At 71.8% G+C, this 14,000-nt stretch carries 10 protein-coding genes; 5 read left to right on the top strand and 5 right to left on the bottom strand.

The annotated features are described in order from the left end of the window. Nucleotides 1-36: 36 nt before the first annotated feature. Together IPJ59_RS27345 and IPJ59_RS27350 are read right to left on the bottom strand one after the other, a co-directional pair. Nucleotides 37-798 carry an HlyD family secretion protein gene (locus IPJ59_RS27345; protein ID WP_293273975.1) on the bottom strand — a complete coding sequence of 254 codons (762 nt, stop codon included), beginning with the start codon at nt 796-798 and terminating at the stop codon, nt 37-39. Between the two features lie 23 nt (nt 799-821). After that, on the bottom strand, nt 822-6,143 hold the full coding sequence (locus IPJ59_RS27350) for an ATP-binding cassette domain-containing protein (RefSeq protein WP_293273976.1): 5,322 nt from the start codon (nt 6,141-6,143) through the stop codon (nt 822-824). 266 nt (nt 6,144-6,409) lie between these two features. Here IPJ59_RS27350 and IPJ59_RS27355 point away from each other — a divergent pair, with 266 nt between their 5' ends. The 3 genes from IPJ59_RS27355 (at nt 6,410) to IPJ59_RS27365 (ending at nt 7,070) form a co-directional block, all read left to right on the top strand. Next, nucleotides 6,410-6,562, top strand: a complete 153-nt coding sequence (locus IPJ59_RS27355) for a hypothetical protein (RefSeq protein WP_293258573.1) — start codon at nt 6,410-6,412, stop codon at nt 6,560-6,562. 98 nt (nt 6,563-6,660) lie between these two features. Continuing rightward, on the top strand, nt 6,661-6,813 hold the full coding sequence (locus IPJ59_RS27360) for a hypothetical protein (protein ID WP_293273977.1): 153 nt from the start codon (nt 6,661-6,663) through the stop codon (nt 6,811-6,813). Between the two features lie 98 nt (nt 6,814-6,911). Then, nucleotides 6,912-7,070: a hypothetical protein gene (locus IPJ59_RS27365; protein ID WP_293273978.1), complete on the top strand. Its 159-nt coding sequence runs from the start codon at nt 6,912-6,914 to the stop codon at nt 7,068-7,070. Nucleotides 7,071-7,121: 51 nt separating this feature from the next. Here IPJ59_RS27365 and IPJ59_RS27370 read toward each other — a convergent pair whose 3' ends face one another. Beyond that, nucleotides 7,122-8,018, bottom strand: coding sequence for a carbon-nitrogen hydrolase (locus IPJ59_RS27370; protein WP_293273979.1), 897 nt, complete (start codon nt 8,016-8,018; stop codon nt 7,122-7,124). Nucleotides 8,019-8,083: 65 nt separating this feature from the next. Here IPJ59_RS27370 and IPJ59_RS27375 point away from each other — a divergent pair, with 65 nt between their 5' ends. Further along, the gene (locus IPJ59_RS27375; protein WP_293273980.1) at nt 8,084-9,328 is read left to right on the top strand and encodes a DUF2330 domain-containing protein; all 1,245 of its coding nucleotides are present in this window, start codon (nt 8,084-8,086) and stop codon (nt 9,326-9,328) included. Nucleotides 9,329-9,382: 54 nt separating this feature from the next. Here IPJ59_RS27375 and IPJ59_RS27380 read toward each other — a convergent pair whose 3' ends face one another. Next, entirely contained in the window at nt 9,383-9,922 is a 540-nt protein-coding gene (locus IPJ59_RS27380) for a hypothetical protein (RefSeq protein WP_293273981.1), read from the bottom strand. 63 nt (nt 9,923-9,985) lie between these two features. Continuing rightward, on the bottom strand, nt 9,986-10,900 hold the full coding sequence (locus tag IPJ59_RS27385) for a hypothetical protein (protein WP_293273982.1): 915 nt from the start codon (nt 10,898-10,900) through the stop codon (nt 9,986-9,988). 137 nt (nt 10,901-11,037) lie between these two features. On the opposite strand from IPJ59_RS27385, the gene IPJ59_RS27390 reads away from it, so the two are divergent. Beyond that, on the top strand, nt 11,038-13,932 hold the full coding sequence (locus IPJ59_RS27390; RefSeq protein ID WP_293273983.1) for a serine/threonine-protein kinase: 2,895 nt from the start codon (nt 11,038-11,040) through the stop codon (nt 13,930-13,932). The last annotated feature ends 68 nt before the right edge of the window (nt 13,933-14,000 follow it).

Here is a 14,000-nt window from a genome sequence, read left to right on the forward strand (position 1 = left end):
CAGCGGGCGGACGATGCTCGTGGAGGCGAGGGGCGGTCAGTCGAGCACGCGCGCGAGCGGCGGAAACAGCAGCGTCAGCGCCCGCTCCGAGTGGGTCGTGACCACGCCCTGAAAGACCATCCCGTTGTGAAAGCTACCACCTGCGCGTGGCGGGAGATCGTCAAGGGCGATCTCGACCAGGACGTTCGCTGATCCACTCATCTCGACCCCGCCGAGCTGCGCGGCCGCCACCTCGGGAGTCAAGAGGTCCTCACTGATACGGAGAATGTGACCGTGACCGAAGCCCATCTCCGCCGCGGGATACTCGTCGAGCGACAGCCGTACGGGCTGGCCAACGCCGAGATCCGAGCGAAAGCGTGCCGGGATGGCGAGGTAACCGATCCGTTCGCCCCCGGGCACGATCTTGACGACGGCGGTGCCGGCCGTGACGAACTCTCCATCACGGACCAGCAGCGCGTCGACCGTGCCGTCGACGTGTGCGACGACGGGTCCGCCGAGATCAAGGAGCACCGCGCCCCGGCGTACGCTCTCCCCGACCGCAACGCCGAGCCTGCGCACCGTGCCGGTGGCTGGAGCCCGCACGACCGCCACGCCGCCCACGGGACGCACCACCCCGGGGCCGTTGGCGACGACCTGCACGCGCAGGAACGCCGCCACCACGAGGGCCGCCAGCGTCAGCGCGGCGATCGCCACGAGCAGCCGCGTGACCGCGGGCGGATGCAACGGCAAGAGCGGGCCTCGCGTGTCGGGGTCGACGTATGCCTTGATCGCGCGCTCACGAAAGATCTGTTTGGCCATATGCTTCCTCGCTGCCTGCCAGGTTAGAGCTGCGCCTCGACGAGTCGATGGTACATGCCACGCCGCTGCATCAGCGCGTCGTGCCGACCGATCTCCACGATCTCACCCCGGTCCATCACGATGATCTGATCGGCGTCGATCACCGTTGATAGGCGATGGGCGATGACGATCCGCGTGCACGAGAGCTCCTTCAACTGGGCCTCGATGGCGTGCTGCGTGAGGCTGTCGAGCGCGCTCGTCGCCTCGTCGAGGAGCAAGATCGCCGGATCGTGGACCAGCGCACGCGCGAGCGAGATACGCTGGCGCTGCCCTCCGGAGAGGCTGCCTCCGCCCTCCGAGACGATGGTCTCGTACTTCATGGGCATCGCCTCGATGTCTTCATGAATGGCGGCCTTCTTCGCCGCCGCGGTCAGGGCGTCGAGCCCGACGCCCGGGCTTCCGAGCGTCAGATTCTCGCGGAGCGAGCCCGCGAAGAGGAAGCTCTCCTGCATGACCACGCCGAATTGATTGCGCAGGCGCGTCACGTCGATCGCGCCCAAGTCGCGACCATCGTAGAGGATCCGGCCGGTGTCAGGCATATAGAATCCGAGCAGCAGGCGCCCGAGCGTCGACTTGCCGGCGCCGGACCCCCCGACGATCGCGACCTTGGACCCGGCCGCGATCGACAGCGACACATTCCTCAGCACCCGCGGGCCGTCCTTCGTATAGCCGAATGAGACCCCATCGAGCGTCACCCGCCCGCTGAGCTTGCCTGGGGGCGCCACGCGCTCGCCCGACTGTTCGAGCGGCTCGGCGAAGGCGTCCTTGAGCTTGGCCAGCGCCACGTCGGCCCGCAGCAGCGACGACAGATATGCCATCACACCTTCGAGCGCGGCGAGGAATGTGGTCGCCATCGCCAGGAACGCCATCAGGGCCCCGAGCGACAGCGTGCCAGCGAGCACACGCGCGGTGCCCCACCAGAGCGCCGCAGCGATGGCCGAGTAGCGAATGAACGCGAGGGAACTTCGCTGCACGGAGGTCAGGAAGTCCTGTCTGGCCGAGAGGCGCTGCTCCTGGCGAAACACGGGCAGCCACGCGCGCGCGCCGGCGTCGCGGTCGCCGGTCAGGCGCAGCGTGGGGAGCCCGGCCAGCACCTCGATCAGGAGGTTTCGCCCGCGTGAGGCGAGCGCGTATTGATCGGTGGCCATCGTCCGCAACCGCGGTAATACGAATGCGAAGACAAGCAGAAATGCCGCGACCGCGCCGGCGATGACTCCGAGGAGCGCGCTGTCGAGCCAGAGCAGATAAGCCCCCCCGATGACCAGCATCGGGAGATCCAGCAGGACGGCGATGCCCTCGGTGCCAAGGAGCGTCCGCAACAAGCGGAGCGCCGCGAAGTGCTGGACGATCTCGCCGGGCGGGTGTTGCTCGAAGAAGACCACGGGCAGCCCGAGCACGTGCCGCAGCAGCTGCTGCAGGAGCCCGCGATCGACGTGGGTTCGCAGGTAGAGCACGGCGCGGCTGCGCACGAAGCTGGCCAGCGCCTGGCTGGCGAGCACCGTCACGAGCACAAGCGCGACCACCGAGAGCACCTCACCGTCGCCCGCAGGCAGGGCTCCTCCGATCACGTAGGCCGTGGTCATCGGCACGGCGAGCGTGGCGACCTGGACGATGAGGGTCGCTACAGCCACCAGGACGATCGCATGCCTGCGCTGGCGGATGAGCGAGGCGAGGCGATCGCCGAGCGTCGGGCGGCTCCCGGCGTGCTCTTCGGGGCTGAGCTCGAGGCACTCGTCCGTCAGCGTAGCGATCGCCTCGCCGTGGGACAGAGACACCCGGCCTCGCGCCGGATCCATGAGCGAGACCCGCCCGCGTCGGGCGCGCTCGACGACCACGTAGCCGCCTGCGCGGGTCGCCACGATCAGCGGATGATCGAGCATGCGCAGCTCGGACGCGGAGGCGCCGATGCGGCGAACGATCATCCCGAGGCTCTTCGCGCCAGCCGCGAGCGAGCGCGCGGAGATCGTGCCGTGCTCGCGACAGGCTTCCACGACCGCCTGGAGGCGAATGGGGCGTTGGTGATGGCGGAGCATCGCTGTGACGCACGCGGCGCCTGCGAGCTGCGGGTCGCTCTCTCGCACGACCGGTACGCGGCCGCGGTGCGAGGGCAACGCGGCGAGCGCAGCGTCCTCCTCGTGGGCACGCCGTTCGGCGTGCTGGCGTGCAGCGCGTGCGAGCGCGGCCTCGTTGCCCTTGCCGGCGACGGCCTCGCGCAGGCGTAGCGTCGCCATGCGAAAGTCGCCGACGAGGCTCTGGACGAGATGGCGGAGGAGCTTCCATCCCACCTCGCCCCCCGTGAGCAGGAGGTCGCGCAGGCGATCGTTGTCGATGGCCAACACGGTCACGGGCTCGATGGCCTCACATTGCTCGGTGCGGCCGCCGAGGTCGAAGAATGAGTCCTCGCCCAGCAATTCGCCGGGCCGCGTCACTTGCGGCGTGGCGCGTCCCTCCTCCGCGATTGCGAGGCGCCCACGGAGGACGAGGAACAGTCGGTCACCCGGGTCGCCGCGTCGGAAGATCGCCGTGCCCGCGTCGAGCCGCATCACCGTCCCCATCTGCTCGAGGTCCTGGCATTCGGTCGAGCTGAGCGACGCGCCGAGCGAGGTCTCCGCGATCGCCATCTCGTGGCCATACTTCGCATCGACCTCCGTCGTGGTTGCCCGGCGCGCCGCGATGCCGAGCGTCGCGTACTGCGCGTCGATCGCCCGCAGACGGCCCGCGATCACCTGCCCGAGCCCCATGATGAGCTGCGCCCCCGCGGGGTCCTGCGCCGCCCGCAGCGCCTCGAAGTCGCTCTGCGGCAGGTGCAGCACGCGCGTCGTGGTGCGCGCCTCGACGCTCGAGATGAACGACGATCCCTCGAGCAGGCTGAGCTCGCCGACGATCTCGCCGGCCCCCACGTGGCTCATCGTGAAGGGCCTGAGCCCCGGTTCATGGAGTACCACGTCGAGCTCACCCTCCTCGACAAGGAACAGCCCGGACCCGCGCTCCCCCTGATGAACGATCGTCGCGCCCGCGGTGAAGCTGCGGCGGACGAAGTACGGAGCGAGGCTCACGCGGGTCGCCTCGTCGCTCGCACGCAGAGCGGAGCGTGCGAGGTCCTCCGCGGACACAGCCCTCGCCGGCGCGGCCGGGTTCGCAACGACCGACTCCTTCTTCCTCGAGTCCGCCTTCCTGGCGAGCTCCGCGTAGAGCCCGCCGCGCGCCCCCAGCTCGGCGTGCCGGCCTTGCTCGACCACTCGCCCCTGCGACAGCACCAGGATTCGATCCGCGTCGCGGACCGTGCTCAGGCGGTGAGCGATGACGATCCGCGTGCAGAGCCGACTGGCGAGGAATTGTTCGATGGCTGACTCGGTCACGCTGTCGAGCGCGCTCGTCGCCTCGTCGAGGAGCATGATCGCCGGTCGATGCATCACCGCCCGCGCGAGCGCCAGCCGCTGTTGCTGTCCACCGGAGAGCGGGCACGACGAGGCTGATATCCGGGTGTCGTAGCCCTGGGGCAGCGCCTCCACGTCCTCATGGATCTGGGCCACCCGCGCGGCCTCGACGATGGCGGCGAGCGGCGCACCGCGATGGTAGAGCGCGATGTTCTCGGCCACCGTCCCGTCGAAGATCGCCGTCTCTTGCAGCACCACTCCGAGCTGGCGCCGCGCCGTGGCGAGGTCCAGCTCAGCGAGGTCATGGCCGTCGAGCAAGATGCGCCCACTCGACGGACGATAGAGGCCGGTGAGCAGGCGCCCGATGGTGGACTTGCCAGAACCTGAGGGCCCGACGAGCGCTATCTTCTCGCCGCGATCGACCGTGAAGGAGACGTTGTCGAGCGTGAGCGGCGACGTCGGTCCATAGCGGAAGCTGACGTTCTCGAAGGTGATGCGCCCCTCCAGGGGCGGACAGGGTCGTCCGCCCGGCGACTCCGGGGCGGTGAGCAGAATGTCATCGATGCGCTCGAGGTGAACGGGCAGCTCCTGCGCGGCGAGCAGCGTCTGGATGAGGCGTTCGAGGGGCTCGAAGATGAGTCCTTGTAGGAACAGCACGCCGAGAAATGCTCCCAAGGTGAGGGCGCCGGTGATCACGAAGTGAGCGCCGGCGAGGAGCATGATCGCCGGGAGCACCGCCCGGATGATGTGCAGCACGACGGTGACCACGTCCTGGCCCTGGGCCTCACGGACCCCGGCCACGTCGGCGTGCCCCGACTTCTGTTGCCAGCGCTCGTAGGCGCCTTGCTCCCGGCCCGCGCTCTTGAGCGTGAGGATCCCGCGGAGCGCCTGATACAGCTCGACGTCGCGCTTGATGTCCTTGACGTTTCGCTCGCGAAACCTCTCGAGCTGTCGCGGTCGCGCGACGGCGAAACTCACGACATAGAGCGCGAGGCCGGCGACGACGACCAGCCCGAGCCGCCACTCGTAGATCACGATCAGCGCGAGGTATGACAGCATCAGCACGCCGTCGACGACGAGCGTGACCGCGGCACCGGCGAGCATCTCGCGGACGCGGCCGATGCCCTGCACGCGGCCGATCAGGTCTGCCGTCGAGCGCTGGGAGAAGACCCGCATCGGGAGCGAGAGCAGGTGCTGTACGAACGAGGCGCCGATCTCGACGTCGAGGTGAGCCCGCAGGCGTGCGAGCAGCACAGCTCGCGAGACGCCGACCACCATCTGCGCCGCGATCAGAGCGAGCGCCGCGGCGCCCACGATCGGCAGCCAGCTCCACTGATCGTGACCGAGGACCCGGTCGACGATGACCTGCGTGGCGACGGGGAGCCCGAGGCCGAACGCGTTGAGCAGCAGCGACGCGAGCGCGAGCAGGACCAGCGCGGAGGGGGCGCCGCGCAGCAGGGCGAGGTAGCGTTCGAGCGCCGCGCGCCGCTGCGGCTTGGCCACGAAGTCAGCGCCCGGGGTGAATTCAATGCACACCCCCGTGAAGCTCAGGTCGAAGTCCGCGAACGATACGAGGCGGGGACCGACGCCCGGATCGAGGATCCGCACGCCACGCGCAGTCCACCTGTCAAAGACGACGAAGTGGTTCATCTCCCAGTGCAGGATCGCCGGGCCGCTCACACCAGCGAGCGCCTCCGGCTCGAGCTTGCGGGCGCGCGGTACGAGCCCGTAGTGCCGCGCGGCGTGCACGATGCTCTTGGCGGTCACGCCGTCGCGTGAGACGCCAGCGACCTCGCGCACCTCCGCGAGCTCGGCGTGATGTCCGAAGTGGCGCAGCACCATCGTGAGCGACGCGGCGCCGCACTCGACGGCCTCCATCTGCTGCACGAAGGGCGTCTTTCTGGCGAAGACTCTCCAGGATGCCGTCACGCGCGGGCGATGATACTTGAACCGGCCTCATTCGGACCGAGCTGTCGCCAGAGCCCTGCGAATCGCCGATCGATCGCGTGCGAACGCGAGGCCCGGATTCGCACGAGCGAGCTTCATCGCAGGGCCGCGCCGGGACATCCTCGCCAGGGCTCGCAAACATGCGCTGAGACCTCGACGGCTCCAGGGAATTCCTCGCCTCGCGCTTGACTCCACTGTCACACTCGATATCCTCGGGAGTCGCATTCACCCCGTTGAAATGGAGCCCTATGAGCACCGAGCAGCCGACCGTCGTCATCACGCCCGAGGACCCGAAGACCCAGAGGAAGCCGGCGGACCCCACCGTCGTCCCGGCCACGGAAGACCTCAGCGATGACGACCTCGAGTCCGTCGCTGGGGGCGGTCAGCTCAACACCCTCTGAGCCCGACCCGGTCGGCCAGGACGCCGGCCGTGCGCTTGACTCGAATGTCCGAGCCGCGACCTCAGGAGTCGCATTCACCCTGTTGAAATGGAGCCCCCATGAGCACCGAGCAGCCGACCGTCGTCATCACGCCCGAGGACCCGAAGACCCAGAGGAAGCCCGCGGACCCCAACGGCGTGCCGGCCGCTGAAGACCTCAGCGATGACGACCTCGAGTCCGTCGCTGGGGGCGGTCAGATCAACACACTCTGAGCCCGGCCCGGTCGGCCAGGACGCCGGCCGTGCGCTTGACTCGCATGTCAAACTCGCGACCTCAGGAGTCGCATTCACCCCGTTGAAATGGAGCCCCCATGAGCACCGAGCAGCCGACCGTCGTCATCACGCCCGAGAACCCGAAGACCCAGAGGAAGCCCGCGGACCCAAACGTCGTGCCGGCCGCTGAAGACCTCAGCGATGACGACCTCGAGTCCGTCGCTGGGGGCGGTGAAAGATCGCCGACTGGCGCTTGAGCGCGCGCCTTCATGGGGACCGGAGCGCGCCTCCGACGATAACACGCCGGCTCAGTCGCGATAGCGGCGAGTGATGTCGGCATACGCATCAATGCGACGATCGCGGAGATACGGCCAGAGCCGCCGCACCTGCTCGCTGCGCGCCCGCTCGATACGGGTCACCAGCACGCTCGCCTCCTCGATCGCCGCGCTGGCCAGGAGCTCGCCCTGCGGCCCGCAGACGAAGCTCGAGCCCCAAAATTCCAGCCCCGGCCCCTGCCCCGACGGGTCGGGCTCGCGACCCACGCGGTTGGCGACCACGACCGGCAAACCATTCGCTATCGCGTGCCCGCGCTGCACCGTGATCCACGCGTCGCGCTGGCGGGCCTGCTCGTCCGCGCTGTCGCGCGGGTCCCAGCCGATCGCCGTCGGGTACAGCAGCAGCTCGGCCCCCGCCAGCGCCATCAGCCGCGCCGCCTCGGGGTACCACTGATCCCAGCACACCAGCACCCCGAGGCGACCCAGCGAGGTGTCGATCGGCGTGAAGCCGAGGTCGCCGGGCGTGAAGTAGAACTTCTCGTAGAAGCCCGGGTCGTCGGGGATGTGCATCTTGCGGTACCTGCCGGCCAGAGTGCCGTCGCGCTCGAGCACCACCGCGGTGTTGTGATAGAGCCCCGGCGCCCGCCGCTCGAACAGCGAGCCGACGATCACCACCCCGAGCTCGCGCGCGAGCTCACCGAGCTGCTGCGTGGTGGGTCCGGGGATCGACTCGGCCTGGTCGAAGCGCGCGGTGTCCTCGGTCTGGCAGAAGTACACGCCAGTGTGCAGCTCCTGCAGCAGCACCAGCTCGGCCCCCTGCGCCGCGGCCTCACGCACGCCCGCGAAGGAGGCCCGGAGGTTGTGCTCGCGATCCTCGCCGCAGCGCTGCTGCACCAGGCCGATCGTCCAGGTCGGGTTGCGCTTGCTCATGGCAACCCCCGTATACGTCCGCGCCCGCTCGCACACCACCCCCGCGGCGCGTGCCATGATGCGGCATGCGCACGCAGCTCGCTCGCCTCGCCCTCCCCGCGCTGATCGCCGCCCTCGTCCTCGCGCCCGCCGCCCCTGCGCACGCCTGCGGCGGCATGCTGTTCCCGTCGCACAGCGAGCGCGTCGGCGGCATGAGCGAGCAGGAGCTGCTCGTCGCGTTCACCCCCGAGCGCACCGTGCTGCTGGCCTCGGCCGGCTACAAGGGCGCCACCGGGGGGGCGCCCGCCTTCATCCTCCCGCTCGCGCAGGAGCCGACCATGGTCCTGCAGTCCGAGCTCGGCGTGCTCGCGGCCCTCGACGACCTCACCGCCCCCGAGGTCCACATCACCGTCGACGACGGCGACAGCGGCGGCGGCGGCCTGTGCGGCTCGGCCGGCGGCCTCAAGGACGGCGGCGGCAACCTCGGCGGCGACCGCGGGGACGTCATGGTCCTGCAGCGCGGCGAGACGGCCGACTACGACTGGACCCTGCTCGCCGGCGACACCGGCATGTCGGTCGCGCAGTGGCTCGACACGTCCGGCTACACCTTGCCCGCCGACTACGCCGCGGCGCTCCAGCCCTACCTCGACGCCGGCGACGTGGTGTTCGCCGCCAAGCTCAAGACCGACGCGGCCACCGGCGCGCTCGCGCCGATCGAGCTGCACCTGCCCCCGATCGAACCCGGCGCCTTCAAGATCCCCTACGGCCTCGCCGCCCACTCGCTCCCGCCCGGCGAGTCGCTCACGATCACCGCCTACCTCATCGCCGCTGGCGGCCTCGCCCCCGGCAACTACCCGGCCGCCGCGATCGACCCCGCCGCCCTGATCGCCACCAGCGAGACCGAGACCAACTACCAGGAGCTCTACGACGAGCGCGTCGCCGGCGACGGCGAGCCGGGCTGGGTGATCGACGCCAGCGTCGCCGACTTCTCCGCCGCCAGCATCCTCGACGCCTACGACCTCGCCGCCGAGGCCGACAACCTGCCCACCGGGACGCTCCGCGACGGCGTCGCGAGCTTCGCTGCCCGCGTCCCGATCAGCGACGCCCGCATCACCCGCCTGCGCAGCACCCTCGCCGCCGCCGACCTCCGCGACATGACCCTCACCAAGGTCGCGGGCGCCGACGTCGACCGCAACCTCTACGCGGTCTACCAGACCCACCACGGCCAGGTCCTGTGCGGCATCGACCGCGCCGGAGCCGGCAGCCGCGGCCTCCCGCTCGCCGCCCTGCTCGTGCCCCTGCTGCTGCTCATGCGCCGGCGCCGGCGCTAAGGCCACTGCGGTTGGACCTGGCCTTTTGGCCAGATCCCACGCCCGAGCCGGTGCTCACCCCGCCGCCGTGCACAGGTTCCAGTTCTTGTTCACGCAGACAGTCGCCGAGTTCATGCTCGCGTTGGTCGCCTTGATCTCCGCGCACACCCAGGTGCCGTCCTCCGTGCAATTCTCGCCGACCGACACGCCCAGGCTCGAGCACTCGGCGATGCAGATGCACTCGCCCGTCGACGCGAAGTTGATGAAGGTGCCGTCGGCGCAGTTCTTCGGCACCACGCCGTCGCAGGCCTGGCCGAGCATGGGGTCGCCGGAGAAGGGCACCGAGCCGAGCGTCCAGTCGCCCTCGCAGGTCTGACCGTTGGTATCGCCGCTGTCGCTGGCGCTGCCGCTGTTGCTGTTGCTGCCGTCGGTGGGGTCGCTGCCGCCCTCGCTGGGGTCGGTGTCGCCGCCCTCGCTGGCGCTCGCGCTGCCCGTACCGTCGCCCGAGCCGTCCGAGGCGCTGTCCTTCTCCTCCTTCTCACACGCGGCGAGCGCGAGGCACGAGACGGCGACGAGGGAGGCCAGCGAGCGAGACATCATGATGTGGATCGACATGCCCCCACGACGCCGGCCCCACGCGGCGGTCGCAGGTTTTTTTCATCCGCCGCGAATTTTCCCTCAGCCCGCCGGAGTCCGTAAGATCTCACACACGCTGATCTCGAATCGGCTCTGGATCATCCGCACCAGCGATTCGAACTCGCCGCGGTCGATCTGCAGGCGGGCCATCAGCCCGCGACGCGTCGCCCGATACAACCCCTCGCGCACGCCCGCGAGCCAGCGCGCCGCGGTCGCGCGGTGGACCTGAAACGCCGCCCCGAGCTGGTCGATCGTCAGGCCCTCGACCACGGACAGCCGCAGCAGGGTGCGGTCGCGGCCCTCCAGCTGCGCCAGCGCCTCGGCGAAGGCCTCGCGCAGCACGGCCCGGTGGCGCTCCTTGATCAGCAGCAGCTCGGGGTCCTCGCCGACCGTCGCCCGCTCGAGCTGCTCGTCCGCCGCTGGCAGCTCGTGCGCCTCGCGGCGCGCCGTCTGGCGCAGCAGGCCGATGCCCTCGCGCACCGCGACCACCCGCACGAAGCCCCGCAGGTCGCCGCGCCCGGCGTAGCTGGCGAGGCGCGGCGGACCCTCGGGCCCGGCCACCAGCAGCTTGTGCCGCACCCGCTGCTTGGCCTCCGCCACCTGCCCGTCCGGGACGCCCGCGGCCCGCAGCGCGGCGTCGAGGTCCGCGATGCAGCGGGCATCGAAGCGGGCCAGCGCCTTGCTGTCCCCGAGGACACACGCGTGGGCCAGCCACAGCCCGGCGTGGTCGAGCGTCGCCAACCCGGCCGCGAGCGCCCCGGGGCTCGCCCACGCCAGCCGCTGCGCCAGCGCAGCCGCGAACTCGGCCCGCGCGACGCGGAGCTCCGGCCAGGCCACCGCGCCCGCGTCGATCGCAGCCGTCAGCGCGGCCCGCAGCGCCGCCTCCTCGCAGCTCGCCGCGACCCGCAACGGCTCCGCCAGCGCGGCGAGGAAGCTGGCGTACTCGGACCCGCTCATACGCGGTGCATCCTACTGCCTGCGCCCCGCAGCTGTGAACGACCCGACCACCCACTCGGGCACCGACCAGTAGAGAGCCCGCCGCGGACCACCTACTCGGGCACCGACCACTCCGGTATATAGCCCGCCACCCCGGGATGCCCTGCCCCGACGACAACGCCCTGTGGGCCCTCGCCGCCGGCGAGCTCTGCGACGACGCCCGCGGCGAGGCCGAGGCCCACCTCGACGTCTGCGCCGCGTGTCGCGGCGCCCTCGCGGCCCTCGCCCGCCTGCAGGCCCCCGGTCGCGTCCCCTCCCCGCGAGCCCGCGGCGCGACCCTCGGCCGCTACGTCATCGTCGACGCCGTCGGCGCGGGCGGCATGGGCGTGGTCTACCGCGCCTTCGACCCCGAGCTCGACCGCAAGGTCGCCCTCAAGCTGGTGCGCACCGCCGGCGTGCGCGACCAGACCCGCCTGCGCGAGCGCCTCGCCCGCGAGGCCCGCCTGCTGGCCCGCATCTCCCACCCCAACGTCGTCACCATCCACGACGTCGGCGTGGTCGACGACGAGGTCTTCCTCGCCATGGAGTTCGTCGCCGGGCCCACCCTCGCCGCCTGGCAGGCCGAGCGCCCGCGCGGCTGGCGGGAGGTCCTGGGCGTCTATCTTCAGGCCGCCCGCGGCCTCGCCCAGGCCCACGAGCTCGGCGTGGTCCACCGCGACTTCAAGCCGAGCAACGCCCTGCTCGGCCCCGACGGCCGCGTCCGCGTCGTCGACTTCGGCCTCGCCCGCACCGCCGAGCTCGGCGAAGATCTGTCCCTCGGGACAGGCACTGGCGACCCCTCGGCGGTCGTCCCGGATGTCCCCGACGACATGTCCCCAGGGACAGCAGATCCGACCCCTCGCGACCTCTCCCACGCGACCGCCCACGCCACATCCGCCGCCACACATCCACTGACCAGCCACGGCGCCCTGCTCGGCACGCCGGCCTACATGGCCCCGGAGCAGCGCCAGGGTCGCCCCGCCGACGCCCGCAGCGACCAGTACAGCCTCTGCGTCGCCCTCCACGAGGCGCTGCTCGGGACCCGACCCGGCGACGCCCACCCCACCACCGCCGCCCGCGGCGACCCGCTCGCCCGCCACGACGGTGACCCGCGCAAGCTCCCCCGCTGGCTGCGAGGCGTCCTGCAGCGCGGCCTCATGCGCGACCCGGCCGCCCGTTGGCCCGACATGCACGCGCTCATCGCCGCCTGCGAGCGCGGCCGTCGCTCGCGACCCGGCCGCCTCGCCCTCGCCAGCGTCAGCATCCTCGCCCTCGCCCTGGTCGCCGGCCTCGCGCTGCGCAGCCCGCCCGCGCCCGCGCCCCTGTGCCACGGCGCCGCCGCCGAGCTCACCGGCGTGTGGGACCCGCAACGCCGCGCCACGATCGCGGCCCGCTTCGCCGCCGGCCCGCGCTACGCCGCCTCCACCTGGCACACCACCGCCGCCGCCCTCGACGCCCACGCGACCGCCTGGATCGACGCGCACACCCGGGTGTGCGCGGCGACCCGCGTCTACGGCCACCAGAGCGAGGCCGAGCTGACGAGTCGCATGCGCTGCCTCGACGACCACCGCGCTGACCTGCGCCAGACCGTCGACCTGCTCGCCCGCGCCGACCCCGACCTCGTCGAGCGCGCCGTCACCATCGCCCACGGCCTGCAGGACCCGAGCGCCTGCGTCACACGCGGCGGCGACGACCCGACCGACCGCGACGACCCCGTCGTCCGCCACGTCCGCGACCGCATCGCCGAGGCCGCCGCCCTGGTCCGCGCCGCCCGCTACAGCGACGCGCGGGCGATCCTCGGCGACGCCCTCGCGGTCGCCGAGACCCGCGCCTGGCACCCGCAAGTCGCCGACGGCCAGACCACCCTCGCCGAGGCCCTGACGCAGATCGGCGAGGCCGCGGCCGCCGAGGAGGCCCTGTACCGCGCCGTGTGGGCCGCGACCGCCGCCCGCGACGACGCCCGCGACGCCCGCGCATGGACCCGCATGGCCCCGCTCGTGGCCGAGAAGCTGGCCCGCCCCGCCGACGCCCGCCGCGCCCTCGAGCACGCACGCGCCGCGATCGCCCGCCACGGCGCCGACGCCTCGCTCACCGCCGACGCCCGCGCCAGCGAGGCCGCCGTGGCGATCGTCGAGGGCAACTTCGCCGCCGCCCGCGACACCCTCGCCGCCGCCCTCGCCGACAGCCCGTTCCCCGCCGACGATCCCCGCCAGCTCAAGCCGATCAGCAACTACGGCGTCAGCCTCTACATGCTCGGCGACCACCTCGGCGCCGCCCAGCAGTACCGCCGCGCCCTCGCGATCGCCGAGCCGAGCCTCGGCCGCGACCACCCCGAGGTCGGCAACCTCAGCAACAACCTCGGCAACGCGCTGCTCGCCGTCGACGACCTCGACGCCGCCGAGGCCGCGCAGCGCCGCGCCCTCCAGATCTTCCGCGACAGCCTCGGCCCCGGGCACCCGAGCACCGCCGGGGCGATCGTCAACCTCGCCAACATCGCCGTCCTCCGCGGCCAGCCCGAGCAGGCCGTCCCACGCTACCGCGAGGCCCTGGCGATCCTCGCCGCGCTCGCCAGTCCACACCCCGACGAGGCCCGCGTCGCCTACAACCTCGGCGCCAGCCTCATCCGCCTGCAGCAGCCCGCCGCCGCGCTCGCCAGCTTCGAACGCGCCGCCGCGGCCCAGCGCCGCGCCAACCCCGGCCACCCCGACCTCGCCGCATACCTCACCGGCATCGCCATCGCCCACGTCGAAGCCGGCGACCCGGCCGCCGCGATCGCCCCGCTCGAGGAGGCCCTGGCGATCTTCCTCGCCACCCCGCGCGACCCGCTATACCTCGCCCAGGCCCGCTTCGAGCTCGCCCGCGCCCTGTGGGACAGCCGCGAGGACCGCAGCCGCGCCCGCCAGCTGGCCGAGCAAGCCCGCGAGACCTACGCAGCGCAGCCCGGCGGCGACCGCTTCCGCGTCGAGGTCGACACCTGGCTCGCCACCCACCGGGTCTCGGCGCTCCGCGGCTGACCTTTAAGACCTGTCTATCAGGACATGCCCCTCAGGCCAGCCTCATCGCCGCGAGCTTTGCGGGCCCG

Origin of the sequence: Nannocystis sp., assembly GCF_016714285.1 — a bacterium.
Classification (GTDB): Bacteria; Myxococcota_A; Polyangia; order Nannocystales; family Nannocystaceae; genus Nannocystis.

Excerpts from the sequence above, each read along its gene's own strand:
- IPJ59_RS27385 (WP_293273982.1), bottom strand. The coding sequence starts at position 10,900 with ATGAGCGGGTCCGAGTACGCCAGCTTCCTCGCCGCGCTGGCGGAGCCG.
- IPJ59_RS27375 (WP_293273980.1), top strand. The coding sequence starts at position 8,084 with ATGCGCACGCAGCTCGCTCGCCTCGCCCTCCCCGCGCTGATCGCCGCC.
- IPJ59_RS27380 (WP_293273981.1), bottom strand. The coding sequence starts at position 9,922 with ATGTCGATCCACATCATGATGTCTCGCTCGCTGGCCTCCCTCGTCGCC.
- IPJ59_RS27360 (WP_293273977.1), top strand. The coding sequence starts at position 6,661 with ATGAGCACCGAGCAGCCGACCGTCGTCATCACGCCCGAGGACCCGAAG.
- IPJ59_RS27365 (WP_293273978.1), top strand. The coding sequence starts at position 6,912 with ATGAGCACCGAGCAGCCGACCGTCGTCATCACGCCCGAGAACCCGAAG.
- IPJ59_RS27355 (WP_293258573.1), top strand. The coding sequence starts at position 6,410 with ATGAGCACCGAGCAGCCGACCGTCGTCATCACGCCCGAGGACCCGAAG.
- IPJ59_RS27370 (WP_293273979.1), bottom strand. The coding sequence starts at position 8,018 with ATGAGCAAGCGCAACCCGACCTGGACGATCGGCCTGGTGCAGCAGCGC.
- IPJ59_RS27390 (WP_293273983.1), top strand. The coding sequence starts at position 11,038 with ATGCCCTGCCCCGACGACAACGCCCTGTGGGCCCTCGCCGCCGGCGAG.
- IPJ59_RS27345 (WP_293273975.1), bottom strand. The coding sequence starts at position 798 with ATGGCCAAACAGATCTTTCGTGAGCGCGCGATCAAGGCATACGTCGAC.